The 14,149-nt window shown below is 46.8% G+C and carries 15 protein-coding genes; 11 read left to right on the forward strand and 4 right to left on the reverse strand.

The annotated features are described in order from the left end of the window. The first annotated feature begins 128 nt into the window (after window positions 1-128). The 4 genes from AS030_RS16645 (at window position 129) to AS030_RS16660 (ending at window position 4,490) form a co-directional block, all read left to right on the forward strand. Window positions 129-638, forward strand: a complete 510-nt coding sequence (locus tag AS030_RS16645; protein ID WP_061973672.1) for a M23 family metallopeptidase — start codon at window positions 129-131, stop codon at window positions 636-638. 161 nt (window positions 639-799) lie between these two features. Next, window positions 800-1,756 carry a mannose-6-phosphate isomerase, class I gene (gene manA, locus AS030_RS16650; RefSeq protein WP_061973673.1) on the forward strand — a complete coding sequence of 319 codons (957 nt, stop codon included), beginning with the start codon at window positions 800-802 and terminating at the stop codon, window positions 1,754-1,756. 116 nt (window positions 1,757-1,872) lie between these two features. Continuing rightward, a complete protein-coding gene (locus AS030_RS16655) occupies window positions 1,873-2,748 on the forward strand; it encodes an ROK family protein (protein ID WP_061973676.1) in 876 nt (291 codons plus the stop codon). A 134-nt stretch (window positions 2,749-2,882) separates the two neighbouring features. Then, window positions 2,883-4,490 (forward strand): catalase, encoded by a 1,608-nt coding sequence (locus tag AS030_RS16660; RefSeq protein WP_061973678.1) that lies wholly within the window; start codon window positions 2,883-2,885, stop codon window positions 4,488-4,490. 72 nt (window positions 4,491-4,562) lie between these two features. Here the strand turns inward: AS030_RS16660 and AS030_RS16665 are convergent, their stop codons facing one another. The 3 genes from AS030_RS16665 to AS030_RS16675 form a co-directional block, all read right to left on the reverse strand. Further along, the gene (locus tag AS030_RS16665; RefSeq protein ID WP_061973680.1) at window positions 4,563-4,700 is read right to left on the reverse strand and encodes a YvrJ family protein; all 138 of its coding nucleotides are present in this window, start codon (window positions 4,698-4,700) and stop codon (window positions 4,563-4,565) included. A gap of 94 nt (window positions 4,701-4,794) precedes the next feature. After that, a complete protein-coding gene (locus tag AS030_RS16670) occupies window positions 4,795-5,013 on the reverse strand; it encodes a DUF2922 domain-containing protein (protein WP_061973682.1) in 219 nt (72 codons plus the stop codon). Window positions 5,014-5,061: 48 nt separating this feature from the next. Beyond that, a complete protein-coding gene (locus AS030_RS16675; protein ID WP_061973684.1) occupies window positions 5,062-5,277 on the reverse strand; it encodes a DUF1659 domain-containing protein in 216 nt (71 codons plus the stop codon). Between the two features lie 258 nt (window positions 5,278-5,535). On the opposite strand from AS030_RS16675, the gene AS030_RS16680 reads away from it, so the two are divergent. From AS030_RS16680 to AS030_RS16690, 3 genes are all read left to right on the forward strand, one after another. Continuing rightward, window positions 5,536-6,030, forward strand: a complete 495-nt coding sequence (locus AS030_RS16680) for a sigma-70 family RNA polymerase sigma factor (RefSeq protein WP_061973685.1) — start codon at window positions 5,536-5,538, stop codon at window positions 6,028-6,030. Window positions 6,031-6,115: 85 nt separating this feature from the next. Next, window positions 6,116-7,219 (forward strand): carbohydrate kinase, encoded by a 1,104-nt coding sequence (locus AS030_RS16685; protein ID WP_061973687.1) that lies wholly within the window; start codon window positions 6,116-6,118, stop codon window positions 7,217-7,219. After that, complete coding sequence (locus AS030_RS16690) at window positions 7,204-8,142, forward strand: pseudouridine-5'-phosphate glycosidase (RefSeq protein WP_061973689.1); 939 nt, start codon at window positions 7,204-7,206, stop codon at window positions 8,140-8,142. Before AS030_RS16685 ends, AS030_RS16690 begins: the two co-directional genes overlap by 16 nt. 43 nt (window positions 8,143-8,185) lie before the next feature. Here the strand turns inward: AS030_RS16690 and AS030_RS16695 are convergent, their stop codons facing one another. After that, window positions 8,186-9,397 carry an MFS transporter gene (locus AS030_RS16695; protein ID WP_061973691.1) on the reverse strand — a complete coding sequence of 404 codons (1,212 nt, stop codon included), beginning with the start codon at window positions 9,395-9,397 and terminating at the stop codon, window positions 8,186-8,188. Between the two features lie 319 nt (window positions 9,398-9,716). Here AS030_RS16695 and AS030_RS16700 point away from each other — a divergent pair, with 319 nt between their 5' ends. The 4 genes from AS030_RS16700 to AS030_RS16715 all read left to right on the forward strand — a co-directional run bounded on the left by AS030_RS16700 (window position 9,717) and on the right by AS030_RS16715 (window position 14,130). After that, complete coding sequence (locus tag AS030_RS16700) at window positions 9,717-10,061, forward strand: winged helix-turn-helix transcriptional regulator (RefSeq protein ID WP_061974183.1); 345 nt, start codon at window positions 9,717-9,719, stop codon at window positions 10,059-10,061. A gap of 223 nt (window positions 10,062-10,284) precedes the next feature. Further along, window positions 10,285-11,187: an AEC family transporter gene (locus AS030_RS16705; protein ID WP_061973693.1), complete on the forward strand. Its 903-nt coding sequence runs from the start codon at window positions 10,285-10,287 to the stop codon at window positions 11,185-11,187. Between the two features lie 101 nt (window positions 11,188-11,288). Further along, window positions 11,289-12,989 (forward strand): sigma-54-dependent Fis family transcriptional regulator, encoded by a 1,701-nt coding sequence (locus AS030_RS16710; RefSeq protein ID WP_061973695.1) that lies wholly within the window; start codon window positions 11,289-11,291, stop codon window positions 12,987-12,989. 160 nt (window positions 12,990-13,149) lie between these two features. Beyond that, window positions 13,150-14,130 (forward strand): 2-keto-3-deoxygluconate permease, encoded by a 981-nt coding sequence (locus tag AS030_RS16715; RefSeq protein WP_061973697.1) that lies wholly within the window; start codon window positions 13,150-13,152, stop codon window positions 14,128-14,130. Window positions 14,131-14,149: the final 19 nt, after the last annotated feature.

The raw sequence follows: 14,149 nt of genomic DNA on the forward strand, positions 1-14,149 counted from the left end.
TCTTATAGGGGCACTGTTTTTTTCTTGAACCGCAAGTAATCGATTTTTACACCTTTTCCCATATGTATTTTTACTACTTTCCAGCAAGCTAATAAATATACCATGTTAGCTTCCGGGAGGTTTTATCTTTGAATCGATACAAAATGCTTTTAATCGGTGGTATGTTCTTGATCAGCCTGGTGGTGATGCTGGATCTTCCGTTTGAAAAGGCGGCGGCATCCCCGGTTTTCCAGATTCCTTTTCCTCCGGGACAAGTGTGGATCGGCCAGACACGGATGAACCACAATCCTCAAAATGCAGTGGATTTAAACCGCCTTTATGACGAGGGGGACGAGGTAACCGCATCGGCGCCAGGGAAGGTCGTAAAAATCAGGAACCTGGGAAATCGAAGTTACGGGCGGTATATCGTAATTTCACACGGCGGCAGATGGGAGACGCTCTATGCTCATTTGAGCAGTGTTCAAGTTAAGCTCGGGCAACAGGTGAAGCGCGGCGAAAAGATAGGAGCGGTGGGAAGCAGCGGGGCAAGCACAGGGGCGCATCTTCATTATGAACAGCGGTACAATGGCAAAGCCCAGCAGATCAGATGGAGGGGGCACAGTATCTTTTACTGGGGAAGCAAGACCTATCAAAGCTAAAAGCACAAGCATATCCTCTCTATTTCTTTTCATCGAAGCAAAATTTTTGAAGTTTTGCCACAAAAGATTCCGTTGTTCACGGTTTCACTATCTTACGGGAATAAGGTAAAATAGAAGCTGTATCTTTTGTTATTGGATGAAAATGATGAGGGGATGTTGGTATGTACGCGGAACCAATTTTTTTGCAGCCTGTTTTTAAAGACCGGATTTGGGGAGGAACGAAGCTCAGGGAAGTTTTCGGTTATGAGATTCCATCGGAAACAACCGGGGAGTGCTGGGGAATTTCAGCCCATCCAAACGGTCCAAGCACGATACTCAATGGTCCGCTTCAAGGTATGACGCTTGATCAGGCGTGGCAAAAGCACAGGGGGCTTTTCGCCGGACAGGAGGGGAACGATTTTCCTTTGCTTGTAAAAATCCTGGATGCCAAGACCAATCTGTCTGTTCAGGTGCACCCTGATGATGACTATGCGCAACAAGAAGAGGACGAACCATTTGGAAAAACCGAATGCTGGTATGTTATAGATTGCGAGGAAAATGCTGAACTCGTGTACGGCCACCATGCCAAATCGAAAAGTGAATTTCAGCGAATGGTCGACGATGGAGAATGGGATAAGCTTCTCCGCAAAGTGAAAATTCAGCCTGGGGATTTTGTTTATGTTCCAAACGGCACCATTCATGCCATTGGTGCCGGTACGATGATCCTTGAAACGCAGCAGAGCTCGGACGTCACGTACCGTGTATACGATTATGATCGCAAGGACGATCAGGGGAATACGAGGGAACTTCATATCAAGCAGTCGATTGAGGTAGCGATGATTCCCCACCAGGATGCGGATTTCCAGCCGGTTGAAGATAAACGGGACGGTTTGGAGATCAAGAAGCTGATCAAAGAATCCTATTTTACGGTCTACCACTGGAACCTGGATGGAAAAGCAGAGAACCTGGATAACCCGATGTATCTTCTTGTCAGTGTGCTTGACGGTGAAGGCGAAATTGAAACGCAAAGCGGATCTTCGTCATTCAAAAAGGGGGACCATTTTATTGTTCCTTCAACGGTAAAGAAATTTTCTTTAAAAGGAAATGCTTCCTTCATCACTTCGCACAGCACCAAATAAAAGCCGCAGTCTCTTTTAGGAGGCTGCCTTTTTTTTACCGCGAAAAAGTACGACTGGCGGTCGGTGAATATGGTACATTAAACAAGAAAAGAACTGAATGCGAGGAGGAAGTCGGAATGAAGCTCGGGGCAATTGAAGCGGGAGGAACCAAGTTTATTTGCGGCATTGGAGATGAGGACGGCAAGGTGCTGGAGCGGGTCAGCATCCCGACCACCACACCGGATGAAACCATCGGACAGGTTCTGGAGTTTTTTCGCAGCAAGGAAATCAGCGCGATGGGAATCGGTTCGTTTGGACCAGTAGATTTGAATAAAAACAGCGATACGTACGGATATATCACCAGCACGCCAAAGCCGCATTGGGCTCAATACAACTTGGTCGGAGAGATTCAAAAGCACATTCGCGTACCGGTTGCTTTTGACACAGATGTAAACGCTGCCGCTATGGGAGAAATGGAATGGGGAGCGGCCAAAGGACTGGACAGCTGTATTTATATGACGGTCGGAACAGGAATCGGCGTCGGAGCCATCACCGAAGGCAAATTGCTGCACGGCTTAACGCATCCTGAAATGGGCCATATCCTGGTCAGGCGTCATCCGGAAGATAGCTTTGCAGGGAACTGCCCGTACCATAAGGATTGCCTTGAAGGCATGGCGGCTGGCCCTGCGCTTGAAAAGCGCTGGGGACAGAAAGGAATTGAACTTGCCGACAGACCGGAAGTATGGGAATTGCAGGCGTATTATCTGGCCCAGGCACTTGTAAACTATATTCTCATCCTGTCACCGAAAAAGATGGTGATCGGCGGTGGCGTGATGAAACAAGAGCATCTTTTCCCAATGGTACGTCAGCAGGTGATCAGCCAGCTGAACGGTTATGTGCAGCACAGCCAGCTGACAGAGGAAAATATCAGGAATTATATTGTTCCTCCGGGTCTTGGCGACAATGCCGGCCTTTGCGGTGCATTGGCACTCGCCAAAACGCTCAAACATTAAATTTTACACAGGTCCGTCTTTTCTCAGGCGGGCTTTTTTTCTATATTTATCTAATTTTAGAAAACGAGGTGTTTTTTTACCATGTAAAGGGAAATGTAGGTATTGCGACTACATATTACCAGGGAGGTACGAACGTGAATAAAGATCAGTCCAACCCGAATGAAAAAAAGTCTAAAGAAGAAAATGACCAAACGCTGACGAACCGTCAGGGACATCCTGTAACCAACAACCAGAATATGCGGACCGTAGGCAATCGTGGGCCAGCCACGCTGGAGAACTACGACTTTCTGGAAAAAATCAGTCATTTTGACCGTGAACGTGTGCCGGAACGAGTCGTACATGCCAGAGGGGCAGGAGCACACGGTTATTTTGAAGCGTATGGAAAAGTAGGGAATGAACATCCTTCCAAATATACAAGAGCTAAATTGTTTCAGGAAAAAGGAAAGCATACGCCATTGTTTGTCCGTTTTTCCACCGTTACCCACGGAACCCATTCTCCGGAAACCTTGCGTGACCCGCGTGGATTTGCGGTCAAATTCTATACCGAAGATGGCAATTGGGACCTTGTTGGAAACAACCTGAAAATCTTCTTTATTCGTGATGCCATTAAGTTTCCGGATTTGATTCATGCCTTTAAGCCGGATCCGGTAACGAACATTCAGGACGGACAACGGATTTTTGATTTTATTTCAAGCTCACCTGAAGCAATGCACATGATTACGTTCCTGTTTTCTCCGTGGGGCATTCCGGCCAACTATCGCCAGATGCAGGGATCAGGGGTTAATACGTACCGCTGGGTCAATGCAGAGGGAGAGGCTGTGCTGGTAAAGTATCATTGGGAGCCGAAGCAGGGCATCAAAAATCTGACGCAGAAAGATGCGGAAGAGCTTCAAGGGAAGAATTTCAACCATGCGACACAGGATTTATATGAGCATATCGAAAAAGGAGAGTATCCGGAATGGGAGCTGCTTGTTCAGATTATGAGTGATGACGAGCATCCCGAACTGGATTTCGATCCGCTTGACGATACCAAGCTATGGCCGGAAGACCAATTTCCATGGCTGCCTGTAGGAAAAATGGTCCTCGACCGCAACCCAGAGGATTATTTTAATGAGGTGGAACAGGCGGCGTTCGGAACCGGGGTGCTTGTGGACGGCATGGATTTTTCGGATGACAAAATGCTGCTTGGACGCACCTTCTCCTATTCCGATACACAGCGCTACCGGGTCGGGGCCAATTACCTCCAGCTGCCGATCAATGCTCCGAAAAAGCGGGTGGCGACCAATCAGCGGGGCGGCCAAATGCAATATAAGGTTGACCTTGGCGAAAATCAAAATCCGCATGTGAACTATGAACCTTCCACAACGGATGGACTAAGAGAAGCAAAGCAAAGCGGCAAGGAGCATACACCGTTTGCCTCTGGCCATGTTGTGCGGGAAAGCATTGATCGTCCGAACAACTTTGGACAGGCGGGTGACACATACCGTCATTTTGAAGAATGGGAGCGCGAGGAACTCATCACCAACCTGGTGAATACACTTGCTCCTTGTGATGAACGCATCAAGAGCAAAATGATAGAAATGTGTCACCAATGTGATGAAGATTACGGAAAAAGGTTGGAAGAAGGACTTCGCATGGCATCTGATGGCAACAGCTCCACCCAGGAACCGATTGGGGCAGAGGGAGCAGCCGACGCGGTCAAGGAAGCAGAAGAAAAAGGACATTCCGAAGATCCTTATTGATCAACGATAAAGAAAGGCATCAAAAAAAGCCAGGCACTCCATGAAGCGGAGTGCCTGGCTTTTTTGTTTTTGCTATCGTTGGATCCGTTCGGCCAGCGACAGGATCGAGTGGTTCAATGTATCAAGTTTGCCTTCGATACGGTGCAGCAAATACAGCGTCACTACGACCGGAAAGCCAACATCGCTTACGAAAGAGAGCCATGTTTCCATTTTCGCTTCCTCCTTTGCACGAGATCACCCGCTTTTTAAAAAACAGGGCTGCTGACACAAGAGGTCAACAGCCCTTATTTGGTGTTATTTTTGATTATGGAAGTACAATGTCACTGGTTGATCGGTCCGTGAGGCGCGCGCCTTTCTTTTTTACAAAATCGCCGCCTGTGGAAACAAAGATGTTTTGGGCGATAACAGCGTCCATCGCCGCTTTAACCGCTGCCGTATCCACCGGTTCTGCCGGGGAGTCAAGCGAGATAGTGACGGTTTTGTCCTGCTCATTGATAAATTGAAGTTCCAACGTTTTTGCCATGGATAAAAACCTCCTTTCTTTTTAAGCATTTTTAAGAGGGTGAATGTCTTAAGCATAGATGCTGTGAGAATCATTGCGTTCCACCGAGAGCAACGGCAGCTGCTGAAGAGGAGCAAGGGCATTGGCTACCGCATAAAGCTGATCAGGGGTTGCGCTTGTTTTTACGTTGGAGAAATTTTTATTCTTGTAAATTTGCTTGTCGCCGTCCATTCCTCCGTCAAAAACCAATCGAAGCTGTGTGCTTAGGATTGCTGTTGTGGCCATTTCGTTCACCTCCTTTCACCTATAAGTAGACCGTTTGGTGAAAAAGGAGGCATCTTCACAAAAAAAGATTTCTTTTTTGTTTTTCCTCACTCAGCAAGCCTTCATAAGTCATGTTTCATAGTGTGAAAATCGGTTTTCCGGAGGATTTAACCCCTTTATTTACCGATTTTCGTAATATGACAGGCGCTGTATCAGAAAGTAGTTTTAAGGTACCGGCGGAATAAAAGAAGGCACGTGTCTGATAAAGGATTATGGAAGATGCATATTACGTTTGAAGAATTGGCTCAACAGTTTGAGCCTTTGATCAAATCGCAGATCCGTACACTTGGTGTGGTCAACCGTTTTGATGAGTACTACCAGGCAGGACTGATTGGCCTGTGGGAAGCAAGCCTGAGGTTTGACGAAAGCAAGGGGGAATTCGGGCCATTCGCGTACAGAACAGTACGGGGGAAAATGCTGGAACTATTGAAAAAAGAAACGAAATTCAAGTCGGTACATGTGGGTTTTTCTTTGGAACTGACGGAAACCATCCCTTATGAAGGCGGTGTTCTTCCCCTTGAACAGGAGGTATTGGAGCTGTATTTGTCCAAGCTTACCGCAAGACAGAGAACATGGGTGGTGAAGAAGTTATTTTATCAAATGAAAGAGACCGAGATCGCGGATGAGGAGGGGGTAAGTATCAGTGCCGTTAAATCCTGGCGAAAACAGGCACTCGCAAAACTTCGCGGACTGCAAGCGAATAATATTTTTTAATTTTCAGAAATCAGTAGACGACCTTTTATCTGACGTTTAAACTAAAATTAATTTAGTGAAAAATGGTTGGGAAAGGATGTAGTTTATGGATAAGGAATCTCAAATCCTTGGTATGATCCAACGGAACCCCTTCATCAGCCAACGAGAAATCGCAGACGAATTAGATTTGGCCCGCCCCGCGGTGTCCGGCTATATTGCCAGCCTGATAAAAAGCGGCAAGATCAAAGGGCGTGCCTACATTTTGCCGGAGCCAAAAGGAGTTACTTGTATTGGCGGGGCCCATTTGGATAGAAAAGCCACCTGCAGAGAAACGATCCAATATGAAACGTCCAACCCGGTGACCATGGCCGAGACCTGCGGCGGTGTCGTTCGAAACATTAGTGAAAATCTCGGCCGGCTCGGGGCAATCGTCAGCCTGATCAGTATGGTGGGCAATGATAAAGAAGGAGAATGGGTCATTAAGAATACTGGCAAGTACGGCGTCGATACGAGCCAGATTCACAAAGATAAGAAACAGGCAACAGGTACATACACTGCAATTTTGGACAAAAACGGAAATATGGCGGTTGCCGTTGCCGACATGAACATCTATGAACAGATGACCGTGCCGTTCATTATGCAAAAATGGCAGCACATCGCCGAGTCCAGCCTGGTGGTACTGGACACGAACCTTCCTGAACAGACATTGTTTTATCTTACAGAACGCTGCAAGCTGGAAAACATACCGGTGATTGTTGACCCGGTTTCCACAATAAAATCGAAGAAACTGATGAAATCCTTAAGCGGCATTCACAGTATACTGCCGAATAAAGAGGAAGCAGAAGTCATCGCCGGCATGGAGATTCACGGGCTGGATCACTGCAAAGAAGCTGCCCGGAAAATTCATGGACTCGGCGTAAAAAACGTCATCATCACACTCGGAAGCCAGGGGGTGTTTGCCTCATCCGGACAAGAAGCAGTTCACCTGGCTGCTTTTCCGGTAAGAACGGTCGATGTCACCGGAGCCGGAGATGCCTTTGCAGCGGGCTATTTGTTTGGCTTATCAAAGAAAATGGAGTTTGTTCAGTCCTGTCAATATGGACTCGCACTGGCCTCCTTAACCTTGCAGACCGGATTATCCGTTTACCCGCATCTTACCGCTGAGAGGATGACGAAACTGGTGGAGGAAAACGAATGCATTTCTATTTAACGTATACAGAAGAAGTGAAACAGGCCCTTACTGCAGGAAACCCTGTTGTAGCTCTGGAGACCACCATTATTGCTCACGGCATGCCTTATCCGCAAAATGTGCAAATGGCCCGGGATGTGGAGCAGATTATTAGAGATAATGGAGCGGTGCCGGCAACCATCGGTATCATGAACGGAAAAATAAAGATTGGCTTAAATGACGAGGAACTGCAGGAATTTGCAGAGAGCAGACAGGTGGAAAAAGTAAGCCGCAGGGATTTTCCTTACATCCTTTCCTCTGGAAAAACAGGGGCCACAACCGTGGCTGCCACGATGATCGCTGCTGATTTGGCCGGCATTTCTGTATTTGCAACAGGCGGTATTGGCGGCGTACACCGGGGAGCGGAAAATTCGATGGATATCTCGGCGGACCTGAAAGAACTTGCTCACACCAACGTTGCCGTGGTCTGTGCAGGGGTAAAGTCCATACTGGATATCGGTAGAACACTGGAATACCTTGAAACAGAGGGCGTACCGGTTGTGGGCTACCAAACGGATGAATTTCCCTCCTTTTACTCAAGAGAAAGCGGATTTGGGGTGGATTTCAGGACCGATACTCCTGAAGAAATTGCACGCATGCTTCAAACCAAGTGGAAGCTTAACCTGCAAGGCGGTGCTGTGATTGCCAATCCGGTGCCTTTAGCATATGCGATGAATCATGAAGACATGGAGGATGTAATCCTTAAAGCCCTTCATCAGGCGGATGAACAGCACATAACCGGCAAAGACATCACGCCGTTCCTGCTGAACAGCATCAAGCAGTTGACCGAAGGAAAAAGCCTGGAAACCAATATCGCACTCATCAAGCATAATGCCGAAGTGGCAGCGAAGATAGCCGTCGCCTTTGTGAAACAGCAGCCGAGGGCCCAGGTGGGGTTTGTTTAATGAAAAACGGGATGCTTCCAGCGCATCCCGTTTTTAAATCCTCTTATTTAACTGTTTTTCGTTCCAATGCCCGGCTCCATGCTGTAAGAAGAACAGCGCCGACGACCATCAGTCCGCCGACCCATGGGGTGTGAATTAACCCGATGGAGTCAACGACAATTCCGCCAACATAGGCGCCGATCGCAATCCCTACGTTAAATGCGGCAATATTGATCGCAGAAGCAACATCAACCGCCGATGGGACGTATTTTTCAGCCAGCTGGACCACGTATACCTGCAGTCCAGGTACGTTCATAAAGGCAAAGAGCCCCATAATCACAATTGTGATCGTTCCAACTGCTTTCATGGGAGCAGTAAAGTATAGGATAAAGAGGACGATCGCCTGAACCACGAACATCCAGAACAACGCCTTGATCGGATTTGTATCGGCTGCTTTTCCCCCAATGGTATTGCCGATCGCAATGGCAGCACCGTACACAAGCAAAATGATGCTGACGGTCTTTGGCTGGTAACCGGTGATGTTCTCTAAGATAGGTGCCAGGAAGGTAAACGCGACAAAGGTTCCACCATATCCAAGAGCAGTAATGGCAAAGGCAAGAAGCAGTCTGCCGTTTGTCACGAGTTTTAACTGGTCACGGAAGGAAGATTTTGCTCCCATTTTTAAATTGTTTGGTATGAGAAACAAGCTGGCGAAAAAGGCAATTACACCTAATAAGGCTACTGCGGCAAATGTCGCTCTCCAGCCGAAGGTTTGGCCAACAAAGGTTCCAAGCGGCACTCCGGTGACAGTTGCCACGGTAAGGCCTGTAAACATAATGGCAATCGCACTGGCTCTTTTGTTTTCCGGAACGAGATCAGCAGCGATCGTAGATCCGATGGAAAAGAAGACACCATGCGAAAATGCCGTGATTACGCGTGCGATAAGCAGCAAAGCAAAGCTGTGGCTAAGCGATGCGACCGTATTTCCGACGATAAAGACAATCATTAAAAGCAATAATAGCGTTTTTCGGTTCAGCCGGCTGGTGAGCGCGGTAAGGACGGGTGCGCCAAAAGCAACACCCAGCGCGTAGCCTGAAATAAGAAGACCGGCAAGGGTAATGGAAACCGATAAGTCATCAGCCAAAGAGGAGAGGAGCCCGACCGGTACAAACTCTGTCGTGCCGATGCCGAAAGCACTGATCGCCAGTGCCAGCAGGGCAAATGTTCCTTTCTTCTCAGCTGTTTGTGTTTGTTGTGGAAATGTATGTGAAGACATAAGAATTCTCCTTTCAAAGTTGTAAACCATAATAAATCAGCTCAATCTGCACATGGGCCCGGAAATCAGTGCCGCTGACTAGGGTTATTATGGGGCAGAACGGACGCATTGAGAAGTACGTACTTTAAAGTGCTGCAGATACTCCCGGGTTCTATAGGAACTGATAAGTGCAATAGGTACTTTAAAGTGCCTGTCCCCGGGTTATTGAAACACCGTGAATCTTATGGTATGATGTGAAAGGTTTTATACGGTTGTTAAAAATATATAGGGTTTTTATTGACATATAGGTGCAAAAAAGTAACTGTAAGGAGGAAACATGGTGAAGAAGTATAACATTCCTGTAGAAGCAGCATTGGAAGTGATCGGCGGAAAGTGGAAAGTCGTGATTTTATGCCATCTCATCAAAGGAACGAAACGAACAAGTGAGCTTAAACGTTCCATGCCCACGATTACTCAGAAAATGCTGACCCAGCAGCTTCGCGAGCTGGAGGCGGACGGTGTGATTGAACGTAAGATTTATCAGCAGATTCCTCCAAAAGTTGAATACTCACTTACTGAATACGGCTGGTCGCTCAAGGGAATTCTTGATTCTCTCTGTGCATGGGGAGAAAAACACATTGAACGAAATTATGATGATAAATCCCTTGTTTTAGTCGAGGGATAATACAGACGGCGGACTTTTAAGGCTTAAAAAGCCAGAAAGTCTGCCGTTTTTTTATGCTTTTGGCGGGATGGGAAAGGGTCATATGACCTGAAAAAAACAGCATGGAAAAACTGAAGCGAATGATCGGCATCTTGCTTAAATCCATACTTTGGTAAATTAATGGTCCAGTCGCTCTGATTGAGGTGTTATAATAAATTCAAACACATGATAAGGGATGAAGACGATGGAATTACTGGGGATATTGCTGCCGGTTTTTTTTATTTTCGGCATTGGGTTTGTCGGGCAAAAAACGCTTGGGTTGGATCCTAAATCGCTGTCCAAAGTGTCGGTGTATTTACTTTCGCCCTTTTTGGTGTTTCGTACATTCTATGAAACACATTTTACCCACACCCATGTGTACATGTTTATCTTTACCTTTGCTTTATGTTTTGTCTTAATCGGTGCGGCCTATCTGGTCAGCTTTATCCGCGGATACAATCAATGCCAGGCATGTGGAATGATTCTTGCATCCGCTTTTATGAACAATGGAAACTACGGTACACCGGTTGCCCTGTTTGCCTTTGGTGCCGCAGGATTGGACTATGCCATTGTTCTTATGGTGGCCCAGCAGCTTGTCATGTGTACAGTAGGGGTTTACTTTGCTGCTAAAGGAAGCCCTGACAGCGACGGTTTCCGCTCTGCGCTGCGAGCCGTTGTCCGTTTGCCCATTGTGTATGGAGCCTTCGCTGGTTTAATACTTCAGATGTTGCCTTTTTCATTGAGTAAGACTATGTCAGAAGCCATCGATCTTGTTGCGAATGCAACGATTCCTATGATCATGATTGTTCTCGGCATGACACTGGCCAACATCTCCATCAAAAAGCTTCAGATGGAAAAAATCTCGCTTTCCATTGCCATCAAGCTCGGATTGTCGCCTTTTATTGCGTTTTTGATCACGCTTGCTCTTCCCATAGACAATCTCTTGAAATCCATCATGATTTTGATGGCCGCCATGCCAACAGCTGCAAACACGACCATCTATGCGCTTCAATATGGTACCGAACCGGAATTTGTTTCGAGTGCCACCCTCGTAAGCACCCTTTTAAGTCTCGTTACCTTGCCGTTTTTTCTTTATTTCATGATTTAGCCGGCAGGGTCTCTGCCCAGACGACCAGTGATCCGTTTATAACCTTCACCGGATTTACGCTATACTAAGAATATCATCTTACAAACAGCGGGTGTCGCCTAATGAAAATCAAAACACTGTTCGTGGCTCCATATGCCACCATGAAAAATTTAATAGAAAACAGCGCCAGTGAGCAGGATGAGCTGGATGTACATATTGAAATCGGAAATTTGCAAGAAGGTGTGGAAATCGCCAGGAAGGCGGAAAAGCAAGGCTATGAGGTGATCATTAGCCGTGGAGGTACGGCTAAACTGATTCAGGACGAAGTGGGGATTCCTGTGATCGATGTTCACGTTTCCGGATACGACATGCTTCGCGTATTAACACTGGCCAATGATTTTAACGGAAAAAAAGCCATCGTCGGCTTCTCCAACATTACGCTCGGCGCCAGGGCGATCACGGACGTGCTGGATATTTCGATCGAAGTGTTCACCATCGAAACGGAAAAGGAGACGATTCCTCTTGTACAGCGGCTGAAGCGGGAAGGGTATGAGCTGATCATGGGGGATGTGGTCACTGTCGATGCCGCTGGACACAATGGAATAACGGGAATATTGATCCAGTCGGGCAAGGAAGCCATTATGGATGCTTTCGGGCGGGCCGGCACCATGCATCGGGTACTGCAGAAAAAAATACAGGAAACAGGGCTGCAGCGGGCGATCCTCAAGCTCGCAGCGCCAGATTGGATGGTTCTATCAAAAGAAGGCGCCATTTTATATGAAAACTGGGATACCTTTTCTGCTCGGCCACTGAGCGATCAACTGCTTGAAAGCTTGCAGGCGCCGGAATATTCCCCGGGTAAAACGTATCATCATATTCTTCAGCAGAAGGAAGAACGGCTGCATCTGGCCGTTCATTCCATCTCAATTGGAGAGGAAGAATTTCTTCTGTTTTTGGTGAAGCGGACAATGTCCTCAAGTGACCAAAACCAGTTGGAGGTTCAAACCGTTGCTCACCGGCCTTTCCTGATTCATCAAAGTCAGGCGATGATGGAGTGTGTGGAGCAAGCCTCGTCTTATACATCTTCACAACCACTTCTGCTGCTTGGAGAAAGAGGGACAGGCAAGAGGCTGCTGGCCCATTATGTTCACTATCTGCAATTTGGATCTCATGGATTGTTCGCATCCATTTCGGCAAGTGATGTCCTGACTTTGCAGGAATTATCATTCGATCAGGCGATTGCAACCGTTTATGTCCATTCGATTCACAGGCTGGATGAAAAACAGGCTGAAGCATTTGTTCAAAAGGTGATGGAAATCAGCAAATCCGGGGTTTTGGTTATTGCTTCCTTGACCTCGAACGAAGAAAGATGGAGCAGTCTGCTGTATCATGACCGTCTTAACAGAATAAGAGTGCCGGCCCTTAGGGAACGAAGAGAGGATATACCCGAACTTGTCTCCTATTTTATGGCCCGTTTCCACCAGAGAATGGGTACGACAGCCATCCGGATCAGAGAAGATGCTCTTTCTCAGCTGGTGCAATACGACTGGCCAGGAAATGTGTCACAGCTTAAGGCCCTGATTAAGGATGCCGTCGTCAAAGAAAAAGGATACAGTCTGGAAAAAAAGGCTGTTCTCGAACTATTTAAGCAGAATGAAGCAAGTGAGGAAAAGGATGTCTCTCATCTGCTGCAGGGAACCATGAACGAAATCGAAGAGAAAATCATTCATCTCGTTTTAAAGGAAGAAGAATACAATCAAACACGGGCGGCCAAGCGTCTGGGAATTACCCGTGCCACCTTATGGAGGAAGCTGAAAAAATAATTCAGCTTTCTTTTTTTGTGTTTAAAAATTAAACTATTTTTATTGAATTTAAACATTTCTCTTGCGTTTTTTTATAAAAGAGGTTTATTATCATGAGTGAAAACGTTTTCCTCAATAATTGATGTTTAATATTTAAACGATAAAAAGGCGGGGTTAAAACATGAAGATTAAACAAACGATTGAACGCATTCCCGGCGGCATGATGTTGATTCCATTGCTGATTGGTGCATTGATAAAAACATTTTTCCCGGAACTATTTGATTTGCCGGAATTCAAAAGCTCCTTTACGGGCGGGTTGTTAACTGGAACTTCGGCGTTACTGGCGGCATTTTATGTGTGCCTCGGTTCAACCATTCGGTTTGAGGCGACTGGCTATATATTGAAAAAGGGAGTATCCTTATGGGTTGGTAAAATTGGAACCGCTCTTATTGTAGCGTTGCTGATCAAAGCCCTCGCTCATGATCAGAATCATTTATTTCTCGGACTTTCCGCGCTTGCGATTGTAGCCGCTTTCTCGGATACAAACGGCGGATTATACATGGCATTAATGGGCCAGCTCGGCAAGAAAAATGAAGACGTCGCAGCCTATTCCATTATGTCATTGGAGTCAGGACCATTCTTTACGATGTTGATTCTTGGGGTGGCAGGTCTCGCCAGCTTCCCGTTATTGGCATTTGTCTTTGCCATCCTTCCGTTGATTCTCGGTATGATCCTTGGAAACCTGGACGAAGACATGCGTACTTTCTTAAGCAAGGCTTCAGATGTAATTATTCCACTGTTTGCCCTTGCACTGGGTGCGGGTATTGATTTAACCAAGGTTGTCCAGGCTGGAGCCTCCGGAATCATCCTTGGGTTGGGTGTTGTTCTTATCACAGGCATTGTTCTTTTCACAGCAGACCGTATAACTGGAGGCGACGGTGTAGCAGGGGTGGCAGCTGCATCTACAGCCGGCAACGCTTCTGCGGTGCCATTGGCAGTGGCGGCCGTATTTACAGGCTATAAAGAAGTGGCGGCGGTTGCGACACTGCAGGTGACCGCAGCGGTTGTTGTCACCGCTATTCTTACGCCAATCCTGACCGCATGGCTCGCTAAACGCACACAAAAGAAAAACACCCGGGGAGAAGTCAACGTCTCACATTAACGATCAAAAAGTTTTTAAA

Source organism: Fictibacillus enclensis (assembly GCF_001457035.1).
GTDB classification, from domain to species: domain Bacteria; phylum Bacillota; class Bacilli; order Bacillales; family Fictibacillaceae; genus Fictibacillus_C; species Fictibacillus_C enclensis.

Bases quoted from the DNA above. Each gene is read 5' to 3' on its own strand.
- manA (WP_061973673.1), top strand. From the start codon at position 800: ATGTACGCGGAACCAATTTTTTTGCAGCCTGTTTTTAAAGACCGGATT.
- AS030_RS16655 (WP_061973676.1), top strand. From the start codon at position 1,873: ATGAAGCTCGGGGCAATTGAAGCGGGAGGAACCAAGTTTATTTGCGGC.
- AS030_RS16665 (WP_061973680.1), bottom strand. From the start codon at position 4,700: ATGGAAACATGGCTCTCTTTCGTAAGCGATGTTGGCTTTCCGGTCGTA.
- AS030_RS16670 (WP_061973682.1), bottom strand. From the start codon at position 5,013: ATGGCAAAAACGTTGGAACTTCAATTTATCAATGAGCAGGACAAAACC.
- AS030_RS16675 (WP_061973684.1), bottom strand. From the start codon at position 5,277: ATGGCCACAACAGCAATCCTAAGCACACAGCTTCGATTGGTTTTTGAC.
- AS030_RS16680 (WP_061973685.1), top strand. From the start codon at position 5,536: ATGCATATTACGTTTGAAGAATTGGCTCAACAGTTTGAGCCTTTGATC.
- AS030_RS16685 (WP_061973687.1), top strand. From the start codon at position 6,116: ATGGATAAGGAATCTCAAATCCTTGGTATGATCCAACGGAACCCCTTC.
- AS030_RS16690 (WP_061973689.1), top strand. From the start codon at position 7,204: ATGCATTTCTATTTAACGTATACAGAAGAAGTGAAACAGGCCCTTACT.
- AS030_RS16695 (WP_061973691.1), bottom strand. From the start codon at position 9,397: ATGTCTTCACATACATTTCCACAACAAACACAAACAGCTGAGAAGAAA.
- AS030_RS16705 (WP_061973693.1), top strand. From the start codon at position 10,285: ATGGAATTACTGGGGATATTGCTGCCGGTTTTTTTTATTTTCGGCATT.
- AS030_RS16710 (WP_061973695.1), top strand. From the start codon at position 11,289: ATGAAAATCAAAACACTGTTCGTGGCTCCATATGCCACCATGAAAAAT.
- AS030_RS16715 (WP_061973697.1), top strand. From the start codon at position 13,150: ATGAAGATTAAACAAACGATTGAACGCATTCCCGGCGGCATGATGTTG.